The sequence below is a fragment of the Escherichia sp. HH41S genome (assembly GCF_009820115.1).
In the GTDB taxonomy this organism is placed as follows: domain Bacteria; phylum Pseudomonadota; class Gammaproteobacteria; order Enterobacterales; family Enterobacteriaceae; genus Escherichia; species Escherichia coli_F.
Map to the genome: position 1 here is coordinate 49,889 of NZ_VNXE01000120.1, position 19,191 is coordinate 69,079.

At 52.4% G+C, this 19,191-nt stretch carries 22 protein-coding genes; all 22 read right to left on the minus strand.

Annotated features, from left to right (window positions below):
- Nucleotide 1: 1 nt before the first annotated feature.
- Entirely contained in the window at nucleotides 2-2,890 is a 2,889-nt protein-coding gene (gene traG / locus FQZ95_RS23975; RefSeq protein WP_160530805.1) for a conjugal transfer mating-pair stabilization protein TraG, read from the minus strand.
- The gene (gene traH, locus FQZ95_RS23980; RefSeq protein WP_012564993.1) at nucleotides 2,890-4,296 is read right to left on the minus strand and encodes a conjugal transfer pilus assembly protein TraH; all 1,407 of its coding nucleotides are present in this window, start codon (nucleotides 4,294-4,296) and stop codon (nucleotides 2,890-2,892) included. The genes traG and traH overlap by 1 nt, the downstream gene beginning before the upstream one ends.
- Before the next feature lie 65 nt (nucleotides 4,297-4,361).
- Nucleotides 4,362-4,742: a hypothetical protein gene (locus FQZ95_RS23985; RefSeq protein ID WP_227645584.1), complete on the minus strand. Its 381-nt coding sequence runs from the start codon at nucleotides 4,740-4,742 to the stop codon at nucleotides 4,362-4,364.
- 5 nt (nucleotides 4,743-4,747) lie between these two features.
- A complete protein-coding gene (trbB, locus tag FQZ95_RS23990) occupies nucleotides 4,748-5,323 on the minus strand; it encodes a type-F conjugative transfer system pilin assembly thiol-disulfide isomerase TrbB (RefSeq protein WP_097311413.1) in 576 nt (191 codons plus the stop codon).
- 1 nt (nucleotide 5,324) lies between these two features.
- A complete protein-coding gene (locus FQZ95_RS23995) occupies nucleotides 5,325-5,597 on the minus strand; it encodes a hypothetical protein (RefSeq protein ID WP_061330027.1) in 273 nt (90 codons plus the stop codon).
- A 12-nt stretch (nucleotides 5,598-5,609) separates the two neighbouring features.
- Nucleotides 5,610-5,942, minus strand: a complete 333-nt coding sequence (locus FQZ95_RS24000) for a hypothetical protein (protein ID WP_097311412.1) — start codon at nucleotides 5,940-5,942, stop codon at nucleotides 5,610-5,612.
- A gap of 35 nt (nucleotides 5,943-5,977) precedes the next feature.
- A complete protein-coding gene (gene traF / locus FQZ95_RS24005) occupies nucleotides 5,978-6,763 on the minus strand; it encodes a type-F conjugative transfer system pilin assembly protein TraF (protein WP_001401966.1) in 786 nt (261 codons plus the stop codon).
- A 1-nt stretch (nucleotide 6,764) separates the two neighbouring features.
- Complete coding sequence (gene traN, locus FQZ95_RS24010; RefSeq protein ID WP_160530807.1) at nucleotides 6,765-8,699, minus strand: type-F conjugative transfer system mating-pair stabilization protein TraN; 1,935 nt, start codon at nucleotides 8,697-8,699, stop codon at nucleotides 6,765-6,767.
- Nucleotides 8,696-9,301 carry a type-F conjugative transfer system pilin assembly protein TrbC gene (gene trbC, locus FQZ95_RS24015; RefSeq protein WP_244565143.1) on the minus strand — a complete coding sequence of 202 codons (606 nt, stop codon included), beginning with the start codon at nucleotides 9,299-9,301 and terminating at the stop codon, nucleotides 8,696-8,698. Before trbC ends, traN begins: the two co-directional genes overlap by 4 nt.
- A 162-nt stretch (nucleotides 9,302-9,463) precedes the next feature.
- The gene (locus FQZ95_RS24020) at nucleotides 9,464-9,784 is read right to left on the minus strand and encodes a conjugal transfer protein TrbD (protein ID WP_172903205.1); all 321 of its coding nucleotides are present in this window, start codon (nucleotides 9,782-9,784) and stop codon (nucleotides 9,464-9,466) included.
- Nucleotides 9,771-10,349 (minus strand): conjugal transfer pilus-stabilizing protein TraP, encoded by a 579-nt coding sequence (gene traP / locus FQZ95_RS24025; RefSeq protein ID WP_000427934.1) that lies wholly within the window; start codon nucleotides 10,347-10,349, stop codon nucleotides 9,771-9,773. Before traP ends, FQZ95_RS24020 begins: the two co-directional genes overlap by 14 nt.
- 32 nt (nucleotides 10,350-10,381) lie before the next feature.
- Complete coding sequence (locus FQZ95_RS24030) at nucleotides 10,382-10,825, minus strand: hypothetical protein (protein ID WP_001291976.1); 444 nt, start codon at nucleotides 10,823-10,825, stop codon at nucleotides 10,382-10,384.
- On the minus strand, nucleotides 10,822-11,817 hold the full coding sequence (gene traU / locus FQZ95_RS24035) for a conjugal transfer pilus assembly protein TraU (protein ID WP_201794336.1): 996 nt from the start codon (nucleotides 11,815-11,817) through the stop codon (nucleotides 10,822-10,824). The genes FQZ95_RS24030 and traU overlap by 4 nt, the downstream gene beginning before the upstream one ends.
- Nucleotides 11,817-12,434, minus strand: a complete 618-nt coding sequence (gene traW, locus FQZ95_RS24040; RefSeq protein ID WP_097311408.1) for a type-F conjugative transfer system protein TraW — start codon at nucleotides 12,432-12,434, stop codon at nucleotides 11,817-11,819. The genes traU and traW overlap by 1 nt, the downstream gene beginning before the upstream one ends.
- Nucleotides 12,431-12,655 carry a TraR/DksA C4-type zinc finger protein gene (locus FQZ95_RS24045; RefSeq protein WP_000752802.1) on the minus strand — a complete coding sequence of 75 codons (225 nt, stop codon included), beginning with the start codon at nucleotides 12,653-12,655 and terminating at the stop codon, nucleotides 12,431-12,433. Before FQZ95_RS24045 ends, traW begins: the two co-directional genes overlap by 4 nt.
- Nucleotides 12,656-12,657: 2 nt before the next feature.
- Entirely contained in the window at nucleotides 12,658-13,074 is a 417-nt protein-coding gene (trbI, locus tag FQZ95_RS24050) for a type-F conjugative transfer system protein TrbI (RefSeq protein ID WP_000361873.1), read from the minus strand.
- Entirely contained in the window at nucleotides 13,053-15,692 is a 2,640-nt protein-coding gene (gene traC / locus FQZ95_RS24055) for a type IV secretion system protein TraC (RefSeq protein WP_097311407.1), read from the minus strand. Before traC ends, trbI begins: the two co-directional genes overlap by 22 nt.
- Nucleotides 15,689-16,201 carry a type IV conjugative transfer system lipoprotein TraV gene (gene traV, locus FQZ95_RS24060; protein ID WP_097311406.1) on the minus strand — a complete coding sequence of 171 codons (513 nt, stop codon included), beginning with the start codon at nucleotides 16,199-16,201 and terminating at the stop codon, nucleotides 15,689-15,691. Before traV ends, traC begins: the two co-directional genes overlap by 4 nt.
- 11 nt (nucleotides 16,202-16,212) lie before the next feature.
- A complete protein-coding gene (gene traB, locus FQZ95_RS24065) occupies nucleotides 16,213-17,547 on the minus strand; it encodes an F-type conjugal transfer pilus assembly protein TraB (protein WP_053272771.1) in 1,335 nt (444 codons plus the stop codon).
- Complete coding sequence (gene traK / locus FQZ95_RS24070) at nucleotides 17,540-18,319, minus strand: F-type conjugal transfer protein TraK (RefSeq protein WP_063101347.1); 780 nt, start codon at nucleotides 18,317-18,319, stop codon at nucleotides 17,540-17,542. The genes traB and traK overlap by 8 nt, the downstream gene beginning before the upstream one ends.
- A complete protein-coding gene (traE, locus tag FQZ95_RS24075) occupies nucleotides 18,294-18,872 on the minus strand; it encodes a type IV conjugative transfer system protein TraE (protein WP_000365869.1) in 579 nt (192 codons plus the stop codon). Before traE ends, traK begins: the two co-directional genes overlap by 26 nt.
- Nucleotides 18,873-18,882: 10 nt before the next feature.
- Nucleotides 18,883-19,182: a type IV conjugative transfer system protein TraL gene (gene traL / locus FQZ95_RS24080; RefSeq protein WP_001204091.1), complete on the minus strand. Its 300-nt coding sequence runs from the start codon at nucleotides 19,180-19,182 to the stop codon at nucleotides 18,883-18,885.
- Nucleotides 19,183-19,191: the final 9 nt, after the last annotated feature.

The following is a 19,191-nucleotide window of genomic DNA, read 5'->3' on the forward strand; positions in this document are numbered from 1 at the left end:
CTTATTTATCCTTCCACTTTGCAGCATCCCTCAGACGTTGCATATTCTCTTCATCTTTATCTGAGTTCCATCCAAATTTCTGTTCTGAGCGCTCCTGCTTCAATGCTTCGTTATATGCTCCTTCACTCTCCTTATGCTGCTCTGCAAGTGTGTTCCGTTGTGTCTTCAGTTCCTGTTGGGATGATGCCATTTCCTGCTCATTTTTCAGCACCTGTGATTCCACAGTCTGACGGGTATCACGCACCTGTTTCTGGATCTGCTCTGCACCCTGAACCGATGCGCCGGAAGCCCGTTGCTGCATGTCAGCAAAATTCTCTGCATACGCTCGCTTCAGGTCACTCTGCATATCCACGACTGGCCCGACGCTGCCCATACTTTCTGAAGCCCGCAACCGGTTTTCCCTGAATTCCTGCTCCAGCTGGGGTTTCAGTTTCTCATCCACAAATGCCTGCGCCAGTTGTTCCCGCTCCGCCCGCAGTGACGGATTTCCGGCATCGGTCAGCACGGTCGTGGCACGTCCCGGAGCAGACTGATGCACATAGTTAACAAACTCCTGACTGTAGTTGCTGTTAATACTTGCACTGTTGTTTTCCGCATAACTGGCCATCTGAGCATATTCATGGCTGCGGTTAAGTGCATCATTATACTGCTTAATCTGGCTCTGCAAATCGCTCAGGTTGCTGGCCAGCTGCTCAGACAGGGACGAAGAGGCATTGTCAGTATGACTGCTGTTATCCGTCGTGCGATGGTTATTAATGACATCCATGGCATCACGCACATCTTTTGTTTCCTGCGCTGTCAGGCTACGGTCATGCCCTGTTTTTGAGCTGATATCTGAATTAATACCATGCGATGACCGATCCGAACCTTTATAGCTAATGTCGGTATACAGCTTTCCACTGGCACTGGCCCCGGTTGTTAACTCAACAGCTTTTCCGAGAATATTTTTCCTGGTATCAATACCGGCTTCGCCATGTCCACCGGCAGTAAAATCACCGCTCTGTGATTTATTCAGTACCTCCGTAACCGCTTCGGACGTACTGATACCGGCACGTTTTGCCAGTGAATCAGCCACGCTGTTCAGTTTGTTGATGGCCTGCGTCAGTGTGGTGGCCCGGCTGCTGTCCGCACCGCTTACCACCGTATCGCTGTTGCCCCGCTGCTGCGCCCACTGCGTCAGCTGACTGCCGACCAGCTGGCTGCCATGACTGATGCTGTTACTGAGACTCTGCACCTGGCTTTCCGCTTCGCGTTGCTGTGCCTGATAACTGCTGCTGAGCATGCGACCAAACTGAATATCCGTCGCCAGACTGGAAATCGCCGATTTACCATCATGCAGAATGCCACCACCCGCTGTTTTTGTTGTTGTCGCACCGCTGGCATGCTGGGTCAGCATCTGACCGTCACGCACGGACTGGTTGGTGTCCCATTTAAAGCCGGAGACATTCTCCATCTGCATGTTGTTAAACGCCCACGTACCGTCTGCAGCCTGAGAGGCAGCAGACGAGGCGGTGCTGTTAATGGATGAGCCCAGATAGTTCCCTGCCTGTGAAACCACACGCCACAAACCGAATACCAGACCAGCAGCAATAAACGGAATTGAGTTTGACAGCCAGGCTGCCATCAACCCGATATCACTGTGAGTCTGCTGGATGGTGTTCAGATTCGACAGGGAGAAATTCATCCCTTTCGTTTCGCCTTTCAGATAAAACGCCATCGCGTAGTTCAGAATGGCGTACAGTGGTGGCCAGCTCTGCAGATAAACAAGGGAGAACACATAGCCTTTCAGCACCGGCAGTGTCAGACCATGAATGGTGGCCAGCAGAATGATTATCGGGAACATCCCGACCAGCATGGCCATCAGGACGGTATGCATCACCGGCACAAATGTGGCTGCCAGACCACCTGACGCCGCCCAGCTGAGGCGCATTTTGCTGTTTGATGACTGGTCCGCCATATTCACCAGACTGGCGACGTTGCCGCTGGCTGCCGTATGGGTGGTGATACCCTGTTTTATGGCATTCATCACCACATTCTGACGCAGGATTTCACTGGCATCCCGTCCGCCCTGATAGTAGAAACCATAGCTGTCCGCCATCATCATACCGAACAGCGTATCGGCGCTGGCACGGGGGCCAATGAAGCGGTTAACATAATAATCCCAGGTTTTTCCGCCCTTTGTCGTATCCACTTTCAGTTCACGCTTCAGCACGTTGTTGGCCAGCGCCTCACAGGTCTGGAATCCTGCCTGTGCAAGGCTGTTGCCACGTGGCACAATCACGCCACGCAGCGGGCTGGGTTTGCGGAAGATGATTTCATAAGGGTCGGATGACTGCATCAGTTCAGCCATGCTGTACTTGTGTGACAGCATAATGTCGCCAATAACACACTGCTGCACATATTCGTTCAGCAGCATGGCCAGGTCACCGTTCTGTGCCACCACATCCGTGGTGTTGGCCATCAGTGTGGCACCAAACAACATACCGGTTTTGCTGTATGCCACAGAATCCGGTGTATGGAACACGGAGTCATAAATTTTCGTCAGAGAGCCACCAATACCGGTGATAAACCGGAACGGCACCGACAGCCCGGTCGGCACATTATCCACCCGCAGCACCAGTGTGGGATTCGTCATATCGATGATATGCACGGTACGTTTCGGAATAACCAGCACACTGGTTATCAGAATGAACACCGCAATAAACTTCAGCACTTCCTTCGGGTCATGCCCCCGGATATAGACAAAGAAGAGCGCCATCGCGGAGAAGAATCCCACAATATGAAACAGGGAATCCCATGTGGATGTGCCGATAAGCGTGGCCACGCCATTAAATGCCGCCTGGAAGAACTCGCCACCACTCATGACATAAACGGTATCCACCATGCTCATCAGTTGCCTCCCGTCGTCAGCTGTGCAGAGGATACAGATGTATAGTTCAGGTTCTGCTCATAACGACTCATCAGTTGCGTGGATACCTGCTGACGCAGATAGCCCATGCGCTGCTCCAGCTCCATCAGTGTGTTCGCCTTCACATCCACCTGAGCCTGCAGTCCTTCCAGCTGGCGGGAGGCTTCAGAGAAGTTCTCCCGTAACATTTTCATCTGCTCTTCCGGGAAGTTTTTACTGCCGGCCTGCACCCGGGCCTGACTCAACAGTTCGTTCAGGTACTGCAGCAGGATGTCATAGGCAATGTAATCAGAGAGTGACGGGTAGAAAGTGGAGATGTTCAGCATCTGCGGGTCCACCAGGTAACGCAGAATGGGCACACTGGTGCTTTCAATAAACCCTTTTTCCTGGCTGGTCAGCGGGTCATCACTGACCAGTTTGTCAGAGATATTCTTTATCATGTTCTGTACACGCTGATTCAGACTGTTGTTCTGGCTGACCGTCACTGTGCGGTTGCGTGTCTTGAGACAGTCCCCCGTGGATGTACAGCCAAAGATAGTGGCCTGTCCGCCATACATCAGCGCCCGGATAAGCCCCTGGTGATTAGCCTGTGGCCCGATAAACTGGATTTCACCTTTATCATCAAAAATCAGCGTTCCGGTAACGTTCATCACCAGCTCCATCAGCTCGGTGTTACCGTTCATCATGTCGTTCTTCTTCAGAATCTCCCACATCAGATTCTTATTACGCATCACCTGGTCTTTCATGTTTTCCGGCGCCTTATCCAGCACCTTGTTCATCTGACCGCCCACCGTGCATCCCTGCCTCGAGGCAGCCCAGTCGGAGAACATATTGGTTTCACCGGCAATGTCCTGACAGATTTTCTGTGACTGTACGGTGTTCTTCGGCCACAGACCGCCGATGATGCCCTGCGCGGCCTGACAGGAGGAGATATTCATGTTATTCAGTTCACTGGCCAGTTTCTGCATAAAGTCCTTCACCGACTTCATCCCCGGTACGGCAGTCTGCAGAGCCAGGTCAAAAAAGTACCCCACAGCGTTCCCCATCAGCTGCTTCACAAAACGCTCAATCTGTTCGCTGTTGATAAAGGAAAAGGAGCCCAGATAGGCATCAATACCACCACAACCGGCGGTAATATGCGGTGGAGTGAAGGAGGCTATCTGCAGATTATTCACCTGATTGCGTAAGAACAGGTTGCCGCCGGTGGCATAGCCTGCCGCCTGCCCCTGCCAGACAGCTGCGCGGGTGGCATTCCCCTCAAAGCCCAGCTTGTTGAAGAATTTGTTCAGGTCATTATTGACGTCAGCCTGCGCAGGCAACGCCAGCACAGCAGCAACCAGACATGACAACGTTACCCGCCGGAGCAGGAAAGAAGGTTTTCGGTTCATAATGGTAAGGAATTAATCAGGTAAGAAATGGAAGAAGGTGAGCTTAAAACTGCCACGCTGCGGTATTACCGGCTGACGTGCTGTTTTGCCCTCAATTTTCTGAAGATACGACAAATCCCTTCATACGTAATATCCAGTAACTGTCCCGCAACACCTGTCACAATAGCACCGCAACCAAGTGCATAGAAAGTCCAGGGAATAAGGTACATCACCAGATTGATGCGAGGTTTCAGTGTTGCATATTCCCCGATAATAACAGGGTCAGTAGCCATGCCAGCGATCCCTGTATCGCCGGTATGCTGCCCATATATTGCCGCAAACATTCCCTGCCATAACCAGTCACTTATCCAGCCAGCGATCAGAAACATGGCTCCACATATTATCAACACGATACATAGCTTTTCCGTGAATATCCGGATCTGCATATCCTTCTTTTTTTCACTCATGGCTCTCATTTTTCACTTCCTGTTTTACTCTTTACTCCCGTTCCGGCAGCATTCGCAAATCCCAGCCCCTCATCAATACGCTGCCTGAGCGTCTGCTCATCCACAATGCCATACAGCAATGGCAGTGTTTTCAGGGTATTCACTTCCACCAGGAACGCTGCCGGGGTCACCGGTCGCATATTGCTCCACATATCACGAATCACAGCTTCTGTTGCCGGAATGGCATCCGGAAAAGACACATCGCCCATACCGTCCAGGGTATACGGGAAAACATCCAGCCCCAACTGTGCGGTTACACGCTTCAGTAACGGGTCAAACTGCTGGCAGTAACCACAGCGTGACTGCATGAACAACACCAGTTTGTAGTTCTTCAGATTGACTACCCGTCCGTCCGGCAGACGGTAATCCCGGCGTTCAGGGGCTGCAGGAGCCACAGGTGATGAAGAAGTGGCAACTGCCTGTATCTGGCTGGCCTTACCCGGCGTTGTCTTATGCGCTTCAAGCTGGCGCAGTTCTTCCAGCGTGGACGCCTGTGCACCGGCAGCTATCAGCAACACGCCCGTCAGGACCTGCTTCCACATGTCACTGTTCTCCTGCCGGTGCTGCATGCCATTTCTTCCAGGCATGAAAAGCAGCCAGCCCCAGACCGGATAATCCCAGCGTCGCCCCGATAACAAATATCGCCAGTGCATCACGAACCAGCGTCATCTGGTACAGGGCATATGCCAGTTCATCGCTGACAGCCTCTGCAGGCAGGGACAGAAGACCGACCAGATAAAACCAGATAACGGAGGCAACCATCAGCGCCATTCCCGGGTACATCAGCAGATTTTCAGTAAAACGTTCGCGAGTCATATATCTCTCCATTTATTGCCTCTCACATTCTTTCCACATATTTTCCAGGACTTTCTGATAATGTTTATTTCCGCCATGTCCGGCACTTTTTATTTCCAGTAACTGATGAAATGATTTATCCTGTGAAATAATTCTTTTAATTTCCTCCACTGTCACACTGGTATTACAGCGTTGTTTTTTTGCACTCACAACATCCGACGCAACACTGGCGATATCCGGCTGAACACCGGACAGTTTCTGAAGATAATCTCCCGTATATTTATCCGTGTTATTTCCGGCACTGACAGCTGAAAATGAAATAAGTGATACACAGAATAAAGTCGACAAACATAATTTCTTACTCATAAGAAAAATCTCCATCCGGATAAAATAAATGTTTTTCACGACCGTGGCGCAAAATCTGTCGCCACACTTAAAAACCGTTTCATCAGGTCATCCTGCGTCATAAAGCCATAAGCCAGCGGCTGGTAACGCTCTGCCCCCGGTTCAACCAGGAAAAGTGCCGGGAGATGCGTCACGCCCAGCCGCTGAGCCTGACCGCTGTCAGGACGCGTCTGCGGCAGCGCCTCGCTCCGGGCACCGTCCATACTGACCGGAATCAGCGCAACGTTGTATTCGTCAGAGAAACGCTGCACCACCTTTGCAAGCTCACCATCCAGTGCATCATTCCCCCGGTAAAAGAAGAACAGCCCGTACTGACTGGCCAGCTGACGAATGGCAGCCACCTGACGGTTCTGGTCAGCCTGCAGCTGCAGCGGAACCGTGCTGTTGTAGTGGCTGTACTGCAGGTTGTAATCCAGCTCCGGATGCATCAGCAGGGATTTGGTGGCCACAGCACTGAAACGGCTGGCCTGGCTGGTCCAGAAGTTCTGCATCTTCATGTAGGCCGTAAAATTCTCCACTGTCGGGTAGAGAATGGCGGTATTCAGCCGCTCCTCCGTCATTCGCTGAAGGACCTTCATCTGTGCTGTCGGAGGAAGAGATGTCAGGGGAACAGTGGCCGGTGGCGGCGTTTCCGCCTCATCCTGTTTCTGAGGTTCGTTGTACCAGTGCCAGCCCACTATCGGTTCGTCCACATAAGTGCGGACCGGTTCACGTTGCGCAACTGTCTGACCGGATACCAGCAGACTTATTGTCGCAACCAGATACAGCATCGCAGACTTCATGTTACTGCCCCTTTCCTGCGGACTGCTGCAGCGCCGAAGCAACCTGCTCTTTCACACGTTCAGCCAGTTCGCTGTCTGACGGAATGGTGGTACCAGCGTTCAGGTCACTGTAGAAGTTACTGAAATCCATCCGGTCAAACCGCAGCGACTGCAGCTCTTCCACCGTGATGCCCCGGCAGTCAGGATGCTTACCGCTGCCAAAGCCGATACCCAGCTGCCCTTTACGCCCCTGCGCCTGAACAATCTGTGCCAGTTTCGAATCAAACTGACAGTAGGCTTTCTTCTTCTGCAGGCACACGCCCAGCACCTTCTTCGAGCAGTACGTGCCGACATAAACGGTGAGCAGTTTCTCTTTGGCTTTTCCCAGCGCCTTCTCTTCGCTGTCGCAGTGTGCCAGACCAATGCCCTGCCCCCAGCCGGAGTCCTTACAGCAGTTGCTGAATCCGGCAATGGCCATCCGGCACTCCACTGGTTTACCGGTGAATGCCCGGACATTCACATCATTCATGGCAGCCACATCCTTTGCGGCCGCTGTCACCGCAGCCAGCGCCGAAACAGCCTTACCGAAACCATCAGACGTATTGTTTTCAATGGCATCACATTCACCGTTTGCACAAACCAGCTGGCCACTGCATAACTGCGCTTCACCGGTCACCTTTTTCTCGCAGGAGAAGGTCACTTCTTCCTGAAGACAGGCGCTGCCACTCTTTTCCTGGCAGTTCACGCGCGATGCCGTACAGGCCGGATTCTTCATATACACATCACAACTGCCGTTATCCGCTTCCTGTTTCAGATACGTGTCTTTCCAGGCCCAGCAGTCGCTGTAAACGGTATAGGTTTTCCCGTCGATATTAATCGTCCTGTTCCCTCCGGCTTCCGTGCACTGACTTCCCTGCAGGACTTCTTCAGCCTTATTAAACGGGCAGGTTTCCACCCACTCCACAGAAGGCTTATGTTCGGTAACCTCAACATCCAGAGTCAGTGTTATTGTCACCTGCACAGAGGCCATGTTTTTTAAAAATTCAAAGGTCTTTGATGTCTTCATCACCGGGAATGACTGCCCGGCTGAAACCTGCATATCCGTATCAAAAGCCTGATGAATCCGCCCCCATCCATCCCGCACATGATATGTGCAGTGTGAGTTCTGCCCTCCTGTACAGATGGCATCCCTGCGGGGATACACCACAACGTCGACAGGAAAGTCCCGCCCCATAAAACTGATGGTTTCTCTGACAGAGGCCTTACACTTCTCTGAAATACTTTCCCGGTTACAGTTGCTGTTCCAGGGAATAATCAGACGCTCACCATCAACGGCAACGTGCAGCAGTCGTCCCTTTTCCGGGATACTCAGTGCACCGTTCCATTTCCAGTTTGTAGTGCTGTAATCAAGCGTGACAACCTTCTGGTAAGTTCTGCGTACTGTTTTCCGGACAACATTATCCTTTATGCTGGCCTTGCGAGTGCAGGTCAGTTCCGCCGCCGGCGTTCGTTCACAGACATGCGACGTGATTTCCGTTTTACTGACATTCACGGTTTCACATTTGTCATACGTGCCGTTCGTGACGATATCGGCTTTATCCTGGACATCAAAACCACCACTGATAAATGGCGCATCCATGGAAATGGGGTCTTTGGGGCGATTCATGATGACTTCTGACGTCAGTTTTCCCACTTCCGAATTATTCAGGGCGCTGGCACCTGCGCTCTCGAGGCTGGCTGAGTTTGATGATGTCACCCCACCGTAATGCGCTGATTCCGGCGGATTTTCGGTATAGCCGGGAATCACCTCTCCCGGATTAAAGTTATTCAGGACACCTGAGCCATTTCCCTTCAGGCTGTCCGCAAACTGCTTCCCTGAACTGTATTTATCACTGGCCTGCAATCCCGTTCCGAAGGTGGTCAGTGCTGCCAGCATCATCACGATAACCCGCTTCATCGTTCACTCTCCCTGAGAATCGCCTCAGCCACCGGGGCACACTCTCCTTCCTTCGCCACCCGCTCCAGCGCCGCTTTCAGGCGGATATTGCCGCGAATCAGGTCATACCGTTCACCACAGGTCACCACCAGTGCCGGCACGGATGTGATGCCATATTTTGCGAACTGCATCGGGTCTATCTGAACACCGCCGGTATTTTTCTCCCGGGTAATACGGAATACGGCCTCTGCTGTTTTCCGGAAATCATTGTCGATGAGTCCGTTAACCAGTGCAGGGATACCCAGCGCCCTGGCCTCCGGCAGCATGCGAATCAGGCCTTCTTCCGGTATGGAAAACGATAAAAAATACAGCGCACGCGGTGTTTTTTTACTGCGGGCGGATGCCTGCTGTGATTTTCGGGTCAGACTCTGTATCCACGCATCGTTATGTTTCCCGGGCACCGACTGCTGCAGAAATTCCGGTACAGTGGCCTGCCGGCGCAACATATCGTTCTGGTCACGCAGGGATTCAATAAAAGCCGCACTGTCCTGCGAAGCACAGACAATGCCGGGAGACAGCATGCAGGTCATGGCTATGCTGCAGACAGAGACAATCTTCCACACAGTAATACTCCTGATTAAAATTCACGGAAAACAGTCAAAAGCAGAGGGTGAGGTGTACTGGCAATAGCGGATATCACTGTTTGTTCTTTTTTAAGCAATCATCTGACAATGTTTTATCCTGAAGGCTACCGGGGAGATATTCCTCAGTTCGTTAAACTCAGGCTACTTCACTTCTCCTTTTTTATTATTCCCCACAACAGAAGAAATGAATTCGACCATCAGATTCGTTTTTCCTGCACCGGGTTGTCCGAAGACTGCTGTATTTCCCGAAGAAGAAAATAAACTCCTCGACATACCGTTCTTCATCACACCAACAGCGGCCATATTAAAATTGTGCGGCAACGATTCAGGAGTGAATTCCTTAGGTGCAGAAAGAATTATTCTTGTGGTGCAGTTACTGAGAACAGCATGAATAAAATTATCTGATACGGTTTTATCCAACACAGAACGGCAAGTAATAACATTAATATTACGCGTGTTCATTTTTATCTCCGTTGTTTCTGTTTGTTCTGTCTTCAGGGAAATAAACATGGCATTTCCTGATTTTTTCCAACAAGGAAGCATCTTCCGTATACACATCCTTCAGACATTTATCTGCGCTTGCAACACAGATACGTTTTTTGTTCTCCGGGTCTTTTCTGGTGAACAGCGCCAGTGAAGCATATACCAGTGCCAGTATTGCCCATAATGCAGAGCCTCGTTGCATCAGTGAACGGTCAGTCTCCCTGGCATACTCTGCCGCATCTCCCCGGCGAAAACCACACGTTACAGACGGAGGCATTGCCAAATCAGAACCAAGATTATCCGTACAGTATCGGACCGGATATAGTCCGGCTGGTGTTCTGTCTCTTACATATTCGATCTCCTGAGCCAGTAATTTTCCCGGCGTGGTATTGTCCTTCCATAAAACCAGCAGAGCCATCAAGGCCATCGTGCCCAGCGGCAGAATAATAGTGTACATCAGACACCAGGACAGCCCACGCAGAACACAGGCAACAACATACCTGGCAGCAGAGCATGTCCTGCGAAAAAACGGAATATTTTCCATTGACACTTCCTTTCTGATTACGGTAATTAAATTCAGCCTTTTTTATATGAATGTCGATAATTTCTGTCTTCCTGATAGCATATCTCGGGGAAACTGATAACAAACTCAACGGTTTCACCTTTATCATGACTAAAAAGAGGCTTTAGTATTTCTTCGTTTTCAAATTCAGTTCTGAATGCTGCCACATTCCGTACAAAGCAGGACATATATTCATATTTTTCATTCCTGAACATCCCCTGTAAATCTTCACCATATTGAAAAGCATACTGACAGATTCGCTCGTACAGGGATGATTCAGTTACCGTGACATAAACTGCGCCTTCTGTAATGAAATTACTGACACGGATATCCGCACTAATATGAACTTCACCTCTGATTCTGTTACTGAATCGCTCTTTATCATATTCTGCGATCATAAAATCATCCTCAGATATCAATTTTTCAGTATCGTTTTTACTGTCATATTTTTCACTCACAGGAACACACAATTGCGCTTGCGCCAGATAAGGTAGCCGTAGTTCTTTTTGGTATTGGGGGACGCATGACCGGCCTCCCAGGCCATCACCGTTCGCCCGAACGGGTGACAGGCTTTCGTATCCGGGTGCATGTTCACCATCTGATAGCGAAAACGGTCTTTCGGCATAATCGGCGAGTAATATTCCCTGCAGATTTTCTGATCCTCACCGATGCTGTTCAGGATCATCCCCTGACGATGCAGTTTGAACGCCATACGCTCCGATAACAGCACCGACGACTGTTGTGGGCTGAATTCATCTGAAATAAAACCGGTAAACGGGTACAGACTGCCGTGAGAACCGACACACCAGAACAACGCATTGATGGGTTTCCCCTTCACCGTTTTAATCGCATCTGCGGCACAGGCCCCCTGTGCAATCGGGTTAGCCACCACCAGAGCTTCCGGTGAAAGAATTAACGACAGCGCATCATCATCCCAGGTCGGATCAAGTTCAGACAGATACCCAATATCCAGATCACCACGCTGCAGACAGGCAATCGACATAATGATATTCAGCCAGTATGTCAGCGGGTATTTGTACCAGTGCACATGATAAAAACCACCTGCCACAGGTCTGTCTTCCTGTCCTGCATTACCAGCACCGACTTTTCCGACCGGAATATTGAAGCCGCCCAGATTAACCATGCAGTACGGCGAACGGGTCACGTCCGTCAGCGCAAAAGGCTCCCAGTACCCGATCGCCATGCCGATGCGGTAACCAACCGGCACCAGAGGACAAATCTGCAGGGGCATGGACGGGTTATCCGTATCCGGTGCATCACCGTCAAAGACCGAAACATCTCCGATGCTCATCGGAAAAATGCACTCCCAGCAGATATCGCTGATCGGGTTAACAAAATTCCCGTCACACATTTTATCCTTGTCTTCTGCCAGCACATTTCCGGCGCACAGCACCAGCGCAATCAAAGCGGCTGTCAGCGTCTTTCTTATCACGATTTTCCCTCCGGCATAGCTGCCGATGTGACAACCAGTGAACTCCCGTCCTGACGCACCACTGCCGGTATCCAGGTCAGCCCGAAGCGACGGCTCAGGGTGCCATCCTGATCAAAATAAATTCGCGTGTTCAGCGCCTCTGTGGCATCACGGATATTTCCCCCGACCAGTATCACCTTACGGTTCAGTTCTGCCGGTTGCTGATTAAACCATGCCACCTGTCGTTCATCATCCGCATCCAGAAAATACAACGGACCGGCTAATGACACAGTATCCAGCGGGTTAATACGCTGTCCTTTACGGGCAAAAATGCGACCGTTCTGATCTGCCATATCTGCTGTCACGCTCACTGTCGGATCAACACGGTGTGTGTGCGACCGGGTATCTGTCTGCAGCCCCTCCACCGGCTTCGGACGCAGCGTGTTCTGCACCACCCGTTCCTTAAACTGCGTCTGCATCTCTGCCAGTTGCCCGCTGGCTTCCATGCTTTCCAGCCGTTGATGGATCAGGGAAAGCATGCTCTGCTCCTGCACCGGCCAGAGATCACCCTGTACACCCAGATCCTTCGCCGCCAGCGGCAGGCTTATCAGCAACCCGCACCACATCCACTTCACTGCCACCTCCTGTAATGGCGGGCCTGAATCTCCTGTACCTCCTGGCACCCCACGCATTTCCGCACACCCGGTATCAGCCGGCGACGCTCTGCCGGGACCGGCGCACCACAGTCATCGCAGAACAGGGCACTGATGCCCGTTAACTGCTGCCGGATACGTTGTATGCGATCGGCTTCCAGCATCGCCTGATGAGACTGAAAACGTTCGATTTCATCTGCCATACTCACTTCCCTTCCGCCATACGTGCAGCCACTGACTGCTGAATCTCTGCCGTAATATCTTCTGCGCCACCCACAACGGCCGGCGCCACAATAATGACGGCCCGGTGATCACGCTGATATGCCGTCAGACTGTCAGAGAGTGCACGGTTAAAACGTGCAGTCAGCGCCTTTATCTGAGCTTCATCCAGTGCCTGCGCCGCAGCCTGTGACATAAAACTGTTCACGGTTCCGGCCATATCAAAACTGACCATGACCGGCTGGCGCCACTCTGTCAGTAACAGGGATACCCCCGCATTCAGCACGATTATGCCCGCCACCACACCGGCGACAGACTTCAGATAACGACGGCGACGGGAGCATTTAGCGGGGGATTTTTCCGGTGTACCGGCAGAGGAAATCAGTGATTGTGTTTTATCCATTCCGTCAGTGTCTCCATTTCCTGCGGGAATTTACGCCAGGCCAGCTCTCCGATGATGTCGTGGATATCTTTACCGGCACGAAGTCCGGCTTCACGGTAGTCAAAATCCTCACCGTCGGATGAAAACATGACACGACTGATAGGGTCGAGCAACAGACGGTGGAATGATGTCTGCCCCCCGTAACGCAGCATAAAGGCACTGAAATGCGCCTTACGTGCCGCCGGAAAGCCCTCGATAACCTCCCGCTCAAAGCGGTTAAAGGCCTCCGGGTTATCCAGGCAGTATTTACGGAACGCATCACGGTTCTGGCGCAGGATGATTTTGAAGGAAGAGTTCGCCCAGGCGGCTTTGGCTGCACCACTGGCTTTCTGTCCGTCGAAGTCTTCAATCCCCTGAGTGATGGTGATGTAGGCACCGTTATATTTACGTGCCGTGCGGTAACCGTTCTCAATAAAGTCTTCAGCACGCTTGTTATCTTTCGACAGCAGTTTCCAGGCTTCATCAATCAGACAGACTTTTGGCTGCTGACGGTCAGAGAGATACATCCGTTGCTCGACATAAATCATCATCGAGAACATCACTGCAGCCAGCAGGTCAGGCTTGTCCTTCAGCTCCCCCATCTCCAGCACGGAGAACCGCACATTGTCATCCAGTGATGGTTTCTTACTGTTGAAGTACGCACCGTAAATTCCCCAGGAGCAGTACTTGTCCAGACCAACAATGATTTCTTCCATGCGCGCACGTACGGTGGTGGTATCACGGTATTCCGGCTGCTGAATAGCCTCCTGCATGAACTGCACAATATCGTCAATCAGCGCCTCATTCTCTTTACGATCCCAGACTTCCTGCACCGCCTTCAGCAACAGCGACATAAAGGTGTCATCGCAGTCACCGGACGGGTTGGCCAGCACAACCAGCAGGTTACGGATACTCTCGGCGGACTCTTTAATATCAACAATGTTGGCAAAGGGGTTAAAACGCAGGTCAAGGGCATTCAGATACACCCCGCCCACATTACGGCAGAGCCCCTTGTAGGAGTCCCCCATATCAAACACCCAGGCCCGGCCACCGCTGTCCAGCACCTGGCGAATGATGCCCTGCATCAGGAATGACTTACCGCCCCCGGAGGTACCGGTGACGGAGAGGTTGTTGTTATCCGTATCCAGCCCCGCATTACGGTCGAACAGGTTCAAAAAAGAAAGTTGGTTGCGGTAAGACGGTATGGGCAGCCCCTGCAGGCAGACCTGGTTATCCGCCACCACCGGCAGAATATTGGCCACATTGCTGGCCCGCGCCCGCTGGATGGCATTTGAACGGCAGATATCACTCCACAGCCCTTCCGGCATCATGAACGGGAAGACGGAGAGGTAATTACGCAGCTGCATAAACTCCGGCATGTACATTGACAGCCCGTTACGCCGGAAGGTGTTCAGCACCGTCATCTCCGTTTCCAGCGCCACTTCATCCCTGTCTTCACAGAACAGCGTGACGTTAAAGTAAAAACGCGCCAGTGAATCCTGGTTGGTGCTGAGGGATTCCCGCAGTCCGCCCCACTCCGCAGCCTGCTTTTTCACCGACGGTACAAACTTCGCAAAGGGGGAGTTGGCCTTTTTGTCCAGCTGGATAAACTTGCGGTTAGCCTCCCGCTGGGTGCCGGCCTGCTCCTCTACTTCCAGCGCCAGCGTCATTACAAACGGGCAGGAAATGGTGCACAGCGGGTCCGTGACGTTGCTGATATTGTCCCCCATCTGCCACAGGGCATACGGTTTCTCGGGATTTTTTTCCAGCATGAAATTAAGAATGCGTGTGCGCTCACGTTCACCACCACGTTGTGACTGCAGGCTCTGTTCAATGCGATCCGGATGCAGCATCAGCCGCAGGGAACGGTCAATACATTCTGTATTCAGCGGCTCAAACTCCGCCACATCCCCGCCCGGGGGTTCAGTATTGCCATGTCGGAAATTAGCCAGTTCGCGCACCAGAGAAACCAGCCCGTGTTTATCCACCCGCGTCGACCACAGGCCGGCAGAAGCCAGACCAGCCACTACACGGTTGGCCACCTGGTTCAGCTCCGTTTTCTTCTGTTCCGTCAGGCTGCTGACCTCTTCCGCATACGAGACAAACAGACGGTAATGGCGCAGCGTCAGCGGATAGCCTTTTTTATTGGCAAATTTTGTCAGGGCGGCCCGTTCATAATAGGCGCGGGTAATGGCATTAAATTCATCTGCCCGCTTTCCCTTCCAGCGGAAATCAGCCAGCCCACGCTCCAGCATCGGACGCACACAGGGAGAACCAACCAGCATGAATGTCAGCGGAACTTTACGGGGGATTTTATCCCGTAAAAAGTAATCCAGTGATTTACTGATGGCCTCATTGGCACCGGATAACGGCGCACACTCGAGGATAAACCCTGCCGTTCTGGCATTAATGAACAACTCACTGTCCGGATCATACCGGCGGTACGGCAGCAGACTGGCGAAAGACGGATAATCCATTTCATCCAGGATTTGCTGCGCCTGCTGGCTGCCATCCGGCGTTTTCCAGCCACCCAGCAGCTGCGACAGTAATACCTGCCAGCCTTTTACCTCCTGCTGTTCAGGTTGTCTTTCCCTGCTCACCCTTTATCCCCCTGCTGATGTAACCAGCGCGACGGCGTGACCTCAAAGGCCACCAGTGACGGCTGATGCCATACATCCTGTTCATCGGTCCAGGCGGCAATCCACATCCGGGCTGTTGTTGCCTGTAACCGGACAGGCTCCTGCGTCACACGCCGGGATTTCTGGCGTGTACTGTCACCGTCAGGAACAATGCGACTCCCCGTCGCTGTGTTTCCTGATGCCCGGGACGATGCCGGTGACGCCACTGAATCCGATACTCCTGCAGGTGTCTTTACGGCAAAAGAGACGGTTCTGGTTAAGGGTTGCGAACCGGAAGCGGCAAGGCGGGGAAGCGAGGGCTGTTTTGTTGCTTCAGAACGTTCAGTGGCTGAGCGGGCTTTATTGTTCGCCTCATCCATTGTCATACAGCTGTTACTGGCTGTGGCATTACAGTCAAATTCACTCTTCATTCCCGCACAACCACTCAGCAATAAAGCCAGTGCAGCGGGTGTCAGATACAGAATCTTCATTTCTTTCTCCGTTATTTGGGCGTCTGTATGGCAGGCACCGTATCCCCGAGATTAAGTTCCTGCAGCATCTGCTGTGATACCTGAATACCGTTATCCACCACCGCTTTCGCCTGACGCGCTGGCGTGGATGCCTTGTCCTCGTCCGTGTACTTCAGCTGAAAACCTTCCTGAAATACCACCGTCACTTCCGTTCCTGCCCCTACAGGGATGACCGGGTGATACTGCTCTGCCCGCTTGATGTAATAATCACTCAGCGTTTTACCGACCTGCGATGCCCCGCCACCCAGCGCGCTGTTCATCACTGAACTGCCGGAAACCGAGGCCACAGCCCCCGCTCCCGGGGTTTCCTGACCAATTTTGGCCACACCGCTGCCAATACCATCCACGGCACCGGCTGCAAATGCCCAGCCAATAATTTTGCCGTTACGCATGACCGGCTCACCTTTGATACCGTTCTTCCCTTTAAAAGAAACATGGCCTTTAAAAGGCATATCAATCACATGCCCGTTTTTATGGCAGGAAAGACGATCGGTACGGATCAGCGCCCGCTCACTGGAGATATCGCCATAGGCCCCGGCAGTGACCATACAGCCTGTCAGATCATACGTTTTATCGTTGGGCATCCTGACCAGGCCGGTCAGGCGGAACTGCATCGGGGACGGATCGCTGTTACCGGTGACGGAGGCATTGGCATCGGCCCCTTCAATAACAACCGCCGGCGCAAAGCTGGCTGACGGGATATAAGGCAGAGGTGGTTTATTGCTGACAGCAGATTTTTCACCATAATCCACGGTCATTGAGGACAGACCTTTCTCAGGCTTTGGTGTCACCTGATACTGCGTGACTGGTGCCAGATTTACGCTCTCATTACCACTGCCCGGCGGGTAAAATGTGGTTGGAGGTGGAACAGCCGCGCCCGGGCCAAAAGAAGGTGCAGGTTGCCCGGCGGGTAATTCCGGTGCGCTGTTTTCTTTCATCGCCTCCTGTTCGGCCCGCAGGATAGCCAGCTCATTCTCCTGCTCTTCAATTTTGGCCCGGTAGTCCTGCTCCCGTTGTTCCATTTTCGCCAGACGGGATTCAAACGCTTTCAGCTTCTTTTCCGCCTCACTGGCGGTATGCTGGATATCTGCAACCGCCGCGTCAGACACCTTTTTATCAAAAGTCTGTGAGACCACACCGGTCATATTGGGCGGCGGTGCTTTTTGCTGCTGCGCCTGCGCTGCTTTTCCTGCATGCTGCGCGGAAGACAGATACCAGGCGGCCCCACCCACTGCACTGATCCCCAGACCAATAAGCGCCATTCTGAGGTTTTGTTTACGACGAACCAGCTGATTGATATTAGCCATCCCGCGCCTCCGTCTGTCCGACCATCACCCAGACATCGGTGGTCGCTCCGGGTAACAGGGTTTCTGCACGGGGATAAATCACCACACTGCGCACACCCGGCGCACTGAACTGAGATTCAGATAACACTGCCGCATGTTGTTGCCTGTTACTTATCCGGTAGCGATATACCCGCAGAAGATCGCCACTCCACATGCCGTCTGCCCGGGCGACCAGTCCGGCAGGCAGTGAGAACACCGGCGCGGCCACGATCGGAGAAAAGACATATCCCGGAGGAGTATCGCCTTTCATCAGCGTCCTCTGTACATCAACCAGCAATGCCACATAATCATGACTGCGCTCCCAGGCGGCAGCAGCCTGGTGGCGAACCGGCCGCTCACTTATCAGATGTACCACCCGCCCATCCCGGGCCTGAGGCTGCCCTATAACGGAGACCACCAGGCCACCTTCGGTACGGATATAAAACGTGAAGGGCGCGGTTTTCTCCGTCATCAGGATCACCCCGCCATTTGCAATACCTGTCTGTCCGTACTCTCCGGTATTCGTGAAGGTTCCCTGCGCACTGTCAACACCCACAATACGGTCACCCGGAACAACCAGCAGGTTAGGCTGTGTGTTGCTCAGTGCAATACGAGCCTGTGCATCAGGCGACACAGGAACCTGTACGGGTTTCTGTGCCACCGGTGCGGCCTGTACGTTACCGGCCAGACCACACAACAATGCGACCATTCCCGGAAGTGTTTGCCATTTATTTCGTTGGTTTTTCTTTCTCATTCACCAGTTCCTTAAATGACCGGATCGTTGTCATCCCGTCCCTGTAACCCAGTTCCAGCCGGTATGCCTTTTCTTCCGGCAATGCTTCACGCCGTCCAATCCACGTCTTCAGCGTTCCCCTGAAATCCACCACCCCGGCATTCGGATACACATCAATTCCGGTCATATAAAACGCAGAGCTGGCGTTGTTGGTAATGATCTGGCTGGCTTCACCGTCCAGAATCTCTTTCATCTGAGGGCGAGTTGTTGTATCGAAATAACGCAACAGGGCCTGATGCTGGGCTTTTACTGATTCTGGCGTGACATTAAGTCGCAGGAACATCAACGATTCCGCCACCTGCTGCAGATAGCTGGCATCAGCCACATTACGGGACAGCGAAAACGGTTGATTAAAGAACATGGGGATGTAGGTTTCTTTCTGCCCCCGCGCCAGATCTTCAATTCGTAACCAGGCAAGGACATTAGCGGCCAGACTCAGACCAAGAAAAAACAACAGGATGACAAACGTCAGGGATGTGAACTTCAGGGCTGAGCGATGTGCGCTCAGATCCATAAACGTCTCCTTATTTTAACCACAGTCGCCGGCATGACTCCGGCAGCACTTTAAACTGACTGTTCAGTCCCGGCAGATGCCAGTAACACATATTAAAAAGCCAGGACGTCCCCTTTCCCTTTTTGAAGTGGGTTAACGCAAACCAGAACAGAAGCCCGACAATCAAACCGGCCAGACTCTGGTTGAAGTAAATCCCGATGCACGGTGGAGTCAGTCCAACGGTAGCCTCATCGAGAGGGATCCCGATGAGGCGTTTCTGTTCGGTCAGCGTCTGAGGGAAGATATAACGTTCTTCCACGTCATCACGCATACCGTCATC

Excerpts from the sequence above, each read along its gene's own strand:
- traL (WP_001204091.1), bottom strand. The coding sequence starts at position 19,182 with ATGCGTGATGACGTGGAAGAACGTTATATCTTCCCTCAGACGCTGACC.
- FQZ95_RS24020 (WP_172903205.1), bottom strand. The coding sequence starts at position 9,784 with ATGAACACGCGTAATATTAATGTTATTACTTGCCGTTCTGTGTTGGAT.
- traK (WP_063101347.1), bottom strand. The coding sequence starts at position 18,319 with ATGAGAAAGAAAAACCAACGAAATAAATGGCAAACACTTCCGGGAATG.
- traG (WP_160530805.1), bottom strand. The coding sequence starts at position 2,890 with ATGAGCATGGTGGATACCGTTTATGTCATGAGTGGTGGCGAGTTCTTC.
- traV (WP_097311406.1), bottom strand. The coding sequence starts at position 16,201 with ATGAAGATTCTGTATCTGACACCCGCTGCACTGGCTTTATTGCTGAGT.
- FQZ95_RS24000 (WP_097311412.1), bottom strand. The coding sequence starts at position 5,942 with ATGAGTAAGAAATTATGTTTGTCGACTTTATTCTGTGTATCACTTATT.
- trbB (WP_097311413.1), bottom strand. The coding sequence starts at position 5,323 with ATGTGGAAGCAGGTCCTGACGGGCGTGTTGCTGATAGCTGCCGGTGCA.
- traH (WP_012564993.1), bottom strand. The coding sequence starts at position 4,296 with ATGAACCGAAAACCTTCTTTCCTGCTCCGGCGGGTAACGTTGTCATGT.
- trbI (WP_000361873.1), bottom strand. The coding sequence starts at position 13,074 with ATGGATAAAACACAATCACTGATTTCCTCTGCCGGTACACCGGAAAAA.
- FQZ95_RS23985 (WP_227645584.1), bottom strand. The coding sequence starts at position 4,742 with ATGAGTGAAAAAAAGAAGGATATGCAGATCCGGATATTCACGGAAAAG.
- traF (WP_001401966.1), bottom strand. The coding sequence starts at position 6,763 with ATGAAGTCTGCGATGCTGTATCTGGTTGCGACAATAAGTCTGCTGGTA.
- FQZ95_RS24045 (WP_000752802.1), bottom strand. The coding sequence starts at position 12,655 with ATGGCAGATGAAATCGAACGTTTTCAGTCTCATCAGGCGATGCTGGAA.
- traN (WP_160530807.1), bottom strand. The coding sequence starts at position 8,699 with ATGAAGCGGGTTATCGTGATGATGCTGGCAGCACTGACCACCTTCGGA.
- traB (WP_053272771.1), bottom strand. The coding sequence starts at position 17,547 with ATGGCTAATATCAATCAGCTGGTTCGTCGTAAACAAAACCTCAGAATG.
- FQZ95_RS23995 (WP_061330027.1), bottom strand. The coding sequence starts at position 5,597 with ATGACTCGCGAACGTTTTACTGAAAATCTGCTGATGTACCCGGGAATG.
- traP (WP_000427934.1), bottom strand. The coding sequence starts at position 10,349 with ATGGAAAATATTCCGTTTTTTCGCAGGACATGCTCTGCTGCCAGGTAT.
- traE (WP_000365869.1), bottom strand. The coding sequence starts at position 18,872 with ATGGATCTGAGCGCACATCGCTCAGCCCTGAAGTTCACATCCCTGACG.